Source organism: Kitasatospora sp. NPDC058965, assembly GCF_042741245.1.
GTDB lineage: Bacteria > Actinomycetota > Actinomycetes > Streptomycetales > Streptomycetaceae > Kitasatospora.
On record NZ_JBHYKG010000382.1, the window covers coordinates 1 to 7,319 of the forward strand.

A 7,319-nucleotide genomic window follows, 5' to 3' on the forward strand; every position below is an offset into this window, starting at 1 on the left:
GGGGGGGGCCGCTCCGGGTGGCGGTGCGGCGGGGGGGGGGGGGGTGTCGCGGGGGGGCCCCCCCCGGTTAGGGGGCCGCACGGGTCCGACGGTCAGCGGGTCCGACCGTCAGCGGGTCAGGGTGCGGAACGCGAGGTGGCGCCCCCGGCCCTGCCCGACGGCGAGGGCGAACCACAGGCGCAGGACGCCGTCCACCGTGTCGTGCTGCCGGTCGCCGAGGTACTGCGGACGCAGGCCGACGGCGGTGATCAGGGCGTCGAGCGTGGACCGGTCGCCCTCGGGGGCGGAGTAGAACAGGTCGGCGGCCGTGCCGTCGAAGTCGGGCTCGGCGAAGTTCTCGCCGCCGAGCGTGTTGAAGGCGCGGGCGTAGCGCGCGCCCGGGGCGTGCAGCGCCACGAGGTCCGCGTGGTGGGCCACGGGGCCGGTGATGTTGTTGGCGGCGTCGACCACCAGCTTGCCCGCGAGGGCGTGGCCGTGGGCCTTGAGGAGGTCCTCGACGGCGGCGGCGGGAACGGCGAGGACGACGGTGTCGGCCTGGGCGATGGCGTCGGCGATGCCGGCCGTGCCGGCGCCGCTGTCCTGCGCGGTGGTGTCGGTGTCCGGGGTGCGGGAGCCGAAGACGGTGGGGTGCCCGGCCCGGGCGAAGGCCCGGCCGAGGGTGCCGCCGATGAATCCGGTTCCGATGACTGCGGTGCTCACGGGGTGTGCTCTCCTACCAGACGGGACAAACGGAACAGGACGGGGTCAGACCCCGAGGGCGGCGATGACGGCCTGGGCGACCTTGCGGCTGGAGTACTGCTGCTGACCGGTGATCAGGCGGCCGTCGCGGACGGCGAAGGGCTTGAACAGGCCGGCGCTGATGTAGTTGGCGCCGCGCTCGCGCAGGGCGTCCTCCACGCTCCAGGGCATGATCTGCACGCCGGCGGCCCGGTTGCCGTAGTCCTCCTCGGTGTTGGAGAAGCCGGTGAGGGTGCGGCCGGCCACCAGGGCGGTGCCGTCGGCCAGCTCGCAGTCGACGAGGGCGGCGACGCCGTGGCAGTAGGCCGCGACGACCTTCTCGGCCTCCCAGAAGGCGCGGACGGCCTGGTGGAGGGGCTTGTTGTCCCGGAAGGTGAACATCGGTGACTGCCCGCCCGCGATCAGCAGTGCCTCGTACCGGTCGAGGTCGAGGTCGTCGAGGGCAGGGGTGTCCTCCAGCAGCGCCGCGAGGGCGGGGGTGTTCACGAAGCCCATGGTGATCAGGTCCTCCGCGGCCCACTCGGACGGGTCGCGGGGGTCGGACAGCGAGTCCATCTCCACCTTCCCGCCGGCGGGGGAGGCGATGGTGACCCGGAAGCCGGCCTCGGTCAGCTCGTAGTACGGGTGGGTGAGCTCGGCTCCCCAGAAGCCCACGGGCCAGTGGTTGTTGCTGCTGACGGTCGGGTTGGCGACGACGATCAGGATCTCGCGGGGGCGGCTGCCGAGGGCGTCGACCCGCATGTGGTGGTCGGACGAGGTCGTTGCGACATCAACCTTGGCGGGAGATATGCCGGACATGAGAACTGCCTCCGAAGGAAGGGGGTGATCCGCTGAGTCGGATCATATCGCTTGAGTCCAAGCATTTGGCCTAAGCAATCTCGGTAAGGGAAGTATTCCTCTAGTCTTGGGTCATGGAGGACAACAGCGGCATCCGCGACAGCGTGGACGCGATCCTGGAGCAGTGGCACCTCGAACGCCCCGACCTCGCGGTGGCACCGGTCGGGGTGATCACCCGCCTCGCGCGGGTGCGCAGCCACCTCGACACGGCGCTGGCCGACGTGTTCGCCGGATTCGACCTCACCCCGGCCGACTTCCAGGTCCTGGTGAACCTGCGCCGCGCCGGCTACCCGTACCAGCTCGGCCAGGCGCGCCTGATGGACTCGCTCGGGCTGACCTCCGGCACGGTCAGCGTGCGGCTGGCCCGCCTCGAACAACGCGGTGTCGTGGTGCGCGAACCCGATCCGGTCGACAAGCGCAGCAGCACCGTCCGACTGACCGACAGCGGACTGCAGCTCTTCGACCGGATCGCGCCGGCGCACCTGGCCGGCGAGGACCGGCTGCTGTCCGCGCTCTCCCCGGGCGAGCAGGACCAACTCGCCGCCATGCTGCGCAAGCTCCTCGTCTCGTTCGAGCAGGTCGGCGCCGGCGCCGCCCAGGTGTGGGGAGCGACCGTCGAACCCGCGCGGATCGCCCGCCAGCGCCGCGCCGCGGTCGGCCTGACCGACCGCACCGGCCTGCTCGTCGCCGGCGTCGCCGCCGACAGCGCCGCGGACCGGGCCGGCCTGCGGGCCGGCGACCTGATCACCCATCGCGACGGGGCCCAGGTGCGCACCAGCGAGGACCTCGCGGCCCCCTGCGACGGCCCGGTGGCACTGCGGCTGCTGCGGGCCGAGGAAGCGGTCGAGATCACGCTCGACCCGACCCGGACCGGCCGGGCCGACGCGTGACCGACAACGTCCATGACCACGGGAACGACAACGTGACGCACGACGCGACCGAGAAGACGCCCCCGCCCGCTGCCGCCGCAGGAGTCGCGGACTTCAGCACCAGCCGTCTCGAGGCCTTCAGCGACGGCGTGTTCGCCATCGCGATCACCCTGCTCGTCCTGGACCTCAACGTGCCCGACCCCGGGGGTCTCGACGGCCAGTCGCTGGCCTCGGCGCTGGCCCACCAGTGGCCGGCCTACTTCGCCTACCTGGTCAGCTTCCTGGTCATCGGCATCATCTGGATCAACCACCACGCGATGTGCGCCCTCGCGCGGCGGGTCGACCGCCCGACCCTGTTCGCCAACCTGGTCCTGCTGCTGACCGTGTCGGTGATCCCGTTCCCCACCCGCCTGCTGGCGACCTACCTGACCGCCCGCCACGCGGACGCCCACACCGCCGCGGCGGTCTACGCCGCCACCATGGTCGCGATGAGCGCCGCCTTCTCCCTGCTCTTCCTCTCCTTCACCCGCGACGCCCGCACGCTGCACACCCCGATCCCGGCGGAGGCCAAGCGGGCGGCCAGGCGCCGCTTCGGCATCGGCGGTGTCTGCTACCTCGCGGCCCTCGGCCTCGCCTTCGTCAGCCCGGTCGCCATGCTCGCCACCCATGCCGTGGTGGCCCTCTACTACTGCTTCGACCAACTCGCCCCCGCCCGTTCGACGCGCTGAGGCGCCCGCGCGCGGAAAAGGGTTCGCCGGCCCCGGCGCCCGGATGGTGAGGTGGCAGGGTGACCAACCATGAGGAAGCGGCGACCGTCCGACCGTTGACCCTGGCCTGGGTACGCCGGCACCTCGCGGCCGGCGAGCGGATCGTCGGAGCCGAGGCGCTGCTCGGCGGCGCCACCGCCGAGATGCGGCGGCTGACCATCGGCACGCGCGGCGGGGGGATCCGGCACCTGGTGCTGCGCTCCTTCGTCGACCCGACCCGGCAGGGGCCGGCCGAGGACCTCCTGCACCGGGAGGCCGACGCCCTGACCACGCTCACCGGCACGGGCACCGGTACCGGAGTGTCGGCGCCCGGACTCGTCGCCGTCGATCCGGCCGCCGCGCACTGCGAGTACCCCTCGCTCCTCATGACCCACCTGCCGGGGCGGGCGGTCCTCGCGGACGAGGGGCTGGAGACGCGGCTGCCCCTGCTGGCCCGTCAACTCGTCGCGGTCCACGCGGTGCGACCGGCCGTCCGACCCCGCGAGTACGTGGCGCTGACGACCGCCGACACGGTCGTGACCCCCGAGGGCGCCGACGCCGCGGCCTGGGCCGCCGCGATCGACCTGCTCCGCGCGCCCGCGCCGCGCTACGAAGGGCGCTTCCTGCACCGGGACTTCCAGCCCGGCAACGTGCTGTTCGACCTGCCGCCCGACGACCGGGCCGGTGCTGCCAGCGCTGCCGGTGCCGCCGGTGCCCGGATCACCGGCGTCGTCGACTGGGCGGCGGCCTCGTGGGGCCCGGCGGACCTCGACGTGGCGCACTGCTCCACCAACCTCGCCCTGCTGCACGGCCCGGCGTGGGGCCTGCGCTTCACCGAGGCCTACCAGGAGGCCGGCGGGCTGCTGGCCGGCACCGCGGACGAGCGGCTGTACTGGCAGGTGCGGGTACCACTGGCGTTCTCCGAGGAGGTGCAGTGGGTCGCGCAACCGTGGCAGGAGGCAGGGCGGACCGAGCTGACGACGAGGGTGGTGACGGAGCGGCTGGACGCCTACCTCACCTCCCTCATGGACGCGCCGGGCTGAGCCCGCACGGCGCCGCTCCCACGCCGACGGGTGCCACGCCGCGGCGTGGGAGCGGCACCCGGCGGCGTTGCTCGGCGCACAGGCAGCGTGGCGCCGATCACCGACCCGGCCGACGGGCCGCCGTGCTGCCGCGGTGGGGGATCAGCGGTGTCGCGCCCGGCGGCGCACCGCCACGACGGTCAGCGTGCCGGCGGCGAGGACCGCCGTGCCCAGGGCGGCGAGCGTCCCGGTGCCGCTCCCGCCGCCGGTGCTGGCCAGGGCCGGGGAACTGCTGCGGGAACCGGGCCGGGTGGTCGCAGTGGTGGGGACGGCGGTGGGCACGGGCTGGGCCGGGAGGGTCGGCAGTGCCGCAGGCGGCACGGTGGAGGCCTGGGCGGCCGGGCCGGTACTACCGGTGGGCTTGCCCGAGGCGGTACCCGCGGGCGCGGCGATGGTGATCGGGAGCGTGGCCTTGTCGGTCACGTGGTCGGTCAGGATCTGCTGGGAGTTGCTCGGCTCGAAGGTCACACTGTCGGTGATCAGCGTGGCGGTGGCGGGGCCGGCCGGCACATCGCCGGTGAGCTGCACGGAGACGGTGATCTCGTGGCCCGAGTCGCCGGAGCCGATCCACTGCCAACTGCCCGAGTACGGCGTCCCGGAGGCGTCGGTCGCCGCGAGGTACTCCAGCGGACCGGCCTTGCTCTCCTGGCCCTTGACCAGGACCGCCGGCAGGTCGGGGGTGCCGCCGAACTCGTAGCTGATCTTCTCGTCGGCGGCGAAGACCTTTCCGGCCTGGTCCGCGAACACGAAGTACGGCAGGGCCAGACAGTCCGTGTTGCGCTGGTTCACGATCCGGACGGTGAAGGTCACCGCGGGGCCGCCGGGCGTGATGGTGGTCCGGTCGGCCGTCATGTCGAACGCCAGCCGACCGGGCGTGGGCGCAGCGGTCTCGGCGAGCGCCGCCGGCGCCGTGGCGACGAGCAGTGCGGCAGCGCCGAGCCCGGCGGCGGTACGTCGGACGGGGTGGTGCATCGGGGCTCCAGGGGGGCGCGGTGGTTCACGATCTCGGGCTGCGAGCCGCAGCCGTGGCGAGCACGGAATGTAGCGGACCGCGAAAACGCCCCCTGCACCGGGGCCCTTCCCGGCAGGACGGATTCCGCACGCAGCGCGCGGGGCTGACGCCGTGGCACACCGCCCCGCCCGGTGCGGATCCGGGCCGGCGCGGTGCAGGAGTCCGCCGCGTACGCCGCCGGAACGACCGAGCAGATCATCGTGCTGGCGGGCACGGCGCGTGTCGGGCCGGTGACCGCCTCCGAGCTGATCGGGCGGACCGGCGACGCGAGCTGGGCCTGCCCCGGCCGGCGGCCGCGACCCGGGCGCAGGTGCACCCCGGCCGCCGGGCACGTGCAGCCTTCGGCCCCGCCGGGCGGTGGCGGCGGACCGTCAGTGGCGGGCCCGGAGAGCCGGACCCGCCACATGTCCTGCCGACTGGTCAGATGCTGATGATCTGCAGGTAGGAGCCCACGTTGTCGGAGGAGTTGTAGCCGGCGACGTAGAGCGTCCGGCCGTCCGGGCCCACCGCCATGCTCAGCGCGTGCTCCAGGTCGGAGGGCGAGACGGTCTCGCCGGGGACGGGCGTGTTGGTCGCCGTGTCGTAGGCGTAGATCGTCGGTCCGGGGTTCTGGGTGTCCACCGAGACGTACAGGCGGGTACCGTCCGGATTCATCGCCGTGTCCTCGACGGCGAACGGGGTCTTCAGGTCGATGTCCGCCAGCTGGGTGTCGGTGGTGAGGTCGAGCACGAGCTCGTGGTTGCCGGCGGCCAGCGCGTACAACCGGGTGCCGTCCGGGCTCAGGCTCACGGTGCCGTTGAAGGCCGCCGACGTGACGGTGCGCACCACCGCGGGGTGGGCGCCCGAGACGTCGAGGTGGAGCACGCCCTGCGGGGTCGTGACGTACGCGTCCTTGCCGTTCGGCCGGAGCAGGATCGACTGCAGCACCCCGGCCGGCAGGGGCGTGATGTCGGTGAAGGCGTTCCGTGCGACGGAGAAGGTGAGGATGCGGCCCTGGCCGACGGGCGGCTGGAAGTCGGCGAAGGGCTGGTCCTGGTCCAGGTAGAGCGTCGATCCGTCCGGGCTGATGGCCAGGCCCACGGTCCCGCCCGGCCGGTAGCCCGCGGGGCGGGGCTGGTCCGGGTACGGGATGCGGGCACGAACGGTGTTCGTGGTGGTGTCGAAGACGTTCAGGGTTCCCTCGGTGACCAGGTAGATCAGCTTGCCGTCGGCGCCGAACACCTTCGGGCCGCTCCACACGTCGTTGCCGACCTGCACCCCCGCGGTGATCTCCCCGGCCTGGGTGTCGATCACCTCCAGGCTGTTGCCGGAGTCGCCCTGCCCGACCCCGAGGTAGGCAGTGGTGCCGTCCGCGCTGACGAGCGGGTGGCCCCAGGGGCCGGCCGGCAGCGTGATGGTGGCCTCGCCGCCCGGAACGGGATCGACGGCCGGAGCGGAGGTCGGAGCGGAGGTCGGGGCGGCGTTCGCGGCGGCGGCGCCGGTGGCCAGCAGCGCCCCGGCGAGCGCCAGCGAGAGTAACAAACGAGCCTTTGCCGTAAGCGAGTTCACGTTCCCCCCAGGGAATGGCCAGTACTGGTGGACGTGAGGCTACGGCAGGTCCGCGTCAACGCGGGGCCGGTTTCCCAAGAGTTCGGCGCGCGAAACCGGCAACGGGTCGCGCCGGCGGGGCCGAGCCCGCCAGTGACCACCGGTGCGGTGCCGACCGCGCCGCGCCGCACCGGCGACCCGGTCGGCACTCACGGCGGATCCTTCGCCGGGCTCCGCCGGTGTCGGCCAACTCGCCTCACCGACACGAGAGATGGTCCGGTCGCCCCATTGCGCCGGGCCCACTTCTGCATGAGCATGGCACCGCAACCTCTCCACTCTCGGCGCACGATCCGCGCACACACGGCGCGGACCACTGGCATGCCGGGCGACCGGCGACCGGCCGGGCGACCGGCCGCCCGTGGGGGAGCCGAGCCCCAGTCAGCCACCCCACCACGGAGACCCGATGACCAAGAAGTGGACCACCGCCGTCGCCGCCCTCGCCCGGTAC

The 7,319-nt window shown here is 73.5% G+C and carries 7 protein-coding genes; 3 read left to right on the top strand and 4 right to left on the bottom strand.

Annotated features, from left to right (window positions below; genetic code table 11):
* Window positions 1-108 precede the first annotated feature (108 nt).
* Window positions 109-699: an NADPH-dependent F420 reductase gene (locus ACFW1A_RS36210; RefSeq protein ID WP_380417064.1), complete on the bottom strand. Its 591-nt coding sequence runs from the start codon at window positions 697-699 to the stop codon at window positions 109-111.
* 45 nt (window positions 700-744) lie between these two features.
* Window positions 745-1,536, bottom strand: a complete 792-nt coding sequence (locus ACFW1A_RS36215) for a type 1 glutamine amidotransferase domain-containing protein (protein ID WP_380417067.1) — start codon at window positions 1,534-1,536, stop codon at window positions 745-747.
* Window positions 1,537-1,649: 113 nt separating this feature from the next.
* On the opposite strand from ACFW1A_RS36215, the gene ACFW1A_RS36220 reads away from it, so the two are divergent.
* From ACFW1A_RS36220 to ACFW1A_RS36230, 3 genes are read left to right on the top strand one after another with little or no spacing between them, the layout of a single operon-like run.
* Complete coding sequence (locus ACFW1A_RS36220; protein ID WP_380417069.1) at window positions 1,650-2,465, top strand: MarR family transcriptional regulator; 816 nt, start codon at window positions 1,650-1,652, stop codon at window positions 2,463-2,465.
* Between the two features lie 32 nt (window positions 2,466-2,497).
* Window positions 2,498-3,172: a TMEM175 family protein gene (locus ACFW1A_RS36225; protein WP_380417072.1), complete on the top strand. Its 675-nt coding sequence runs from the start codon at window positions 2,498-2,500 to the stop codon at window positions 3,170-3,172.
* Window positions 3,173-3,231: 59 nt separating this feature from the next.
* Complete coding sequence (locus ACFW1A_RS36230) at window positions 3,232-4,233, top strand: phosphotransferase family protein (protein ID WP_380417074.1); 1,002 nt, start codon at window positions 3,232-3,234, stop codon at window positions 4,231-4,233.
* 141 nt (window positions 4,234-4,374) lie between these two features.
* On the opposite strand, the gene ACFW1A_RS36235 is transcribed toward ACFW1A_RS36230, so the two are convergent.
* Window positions 4,375-5,244, bottom strand: a complete 870-nt coding sequence (locus tag ACFW1A_RS36235) for a hypothetical protein (protein ID WP_380417076.1) — start codon at window positions 5,242-5,244, stop codon at window positions 4,375-4,377.
* A 460-nt stretch (window positions 5,245-5,704) separates the two neighbouring features.
* Window positions 5,705-6,805, bottom strand: a complete 1,101-nt coding sequence (locus ACFW1A_RS36240) for a YncE family protein (protein WP_380417081.1) — start codon at window positions 6,803-6,805, stop codon at window positions 5,705-5,707.
* Window positions 6,806-7,319: the final 514 nt, after the last annotated feature.

What these genes read in the sequence shown, in the direction of transcription:
- ACFW1A_RS36215 (WP_380417067.1), bottom strand. Translation starts at nt 1,536, where the DNA reads ATGTCCGGCATATCTCCCGCCAAGGTTGATGTCGCAACGACCTCGTCC.
- ACFW1A_RS36220 (WP_380417069.1), top strand. Translation starts at nt 1,650, where the DNA reads ATGGAGGACAACAGCGGCATCCGCGACAGCGTGGACGCGATCCTGGAG.
- ACFW1A_RS36235 (WP_380417076.1), bottom strand. Translation starts at nt 5,244, where the DNA reads ATGCACCACCCCGTCCGACGTACCGCCGCCGGGCTCGGCGCTGCCGCA.